Consider the following 680-nt stretch of genomic DNA (forward strand, 5'->3'; position numbering starts at 1 on the left):
CAGGGTGAGATCGTGAACGTTTTTTAGTCAATTTAAAGATCGATTTGACGATCACATTTAGTTGTGATCATATACTCCCTTTTTAGGGAGAGCATCATGCATATTGACCATTTTAAAGAGCATTTTCACACTGTTACTGACCAACGCCAAAGTGCGAAGACCACTTATTGTCTGTTTGAGGTTCTATTTGGCTCTTTATGCTCTGTAATCGCAGGAGCTAAAGGGTGGTTCGATATTCGTGAATATATTCTTGGGCATCATGACTGGTTTAAACGCAATGGATTGTTTTTAAATGAAATTCCTGCTGATGATACTATTGCACGCATCATATCTACTATCGAGCCTAAGCAGTTTCAAGAATGCTTTATTAACTGGATGTCTTCAATTCATACACTAACGAAAGGTCAAGTGATTGCTATTGATGGAAAAACACTTCGAGGCTCCTACAATCGTGAAGATAGAGCCAGTACCATCCATATGATCAGTGCCTACGCCTCATCAAATAAACTCGTGCTGGGGCAGTTAAAGACCGAACAAAAAAGTAATGAAATTACGGCAATACCAGAACTAATAAAGATGCTCGACATAAAGGGAGCATTGATAACTATCGATGCAATGGCATGTCAAACCAAGATAGCAAAAGTCATTACTGACAAAGGTGGAGACTACTTACTTGCAGT

At 39.0% G+C, this 680-nt stretch carries 1 protein-coding gene; it reads left to right on the forward strand.

Going from position 1 to position 680, the window contains the following annotated elements; translation table 11 throughout:
• Nucleotides 1–96 precede the first annotated feature (96 nt).
• Nucleotides 97–680 (forward strand): ISAs1 family transposase (locus PVK70_RS18835; protein WP_130049513.1); only part of this gene is annotated, 584 nt, incomplete at its 3' end.

The organism is Aliivibrio sp. A6 (assembly GCF_028765505.1).
In the GTDB taxonomy this organism is placed as follows: domain Bacteria; phylum Pseudomonadota; class Gammaproteobacteria; order Enterobacterales; family Vibrionaceae; genus Aliivibrio; species Aliivibrio finisterrensis_A.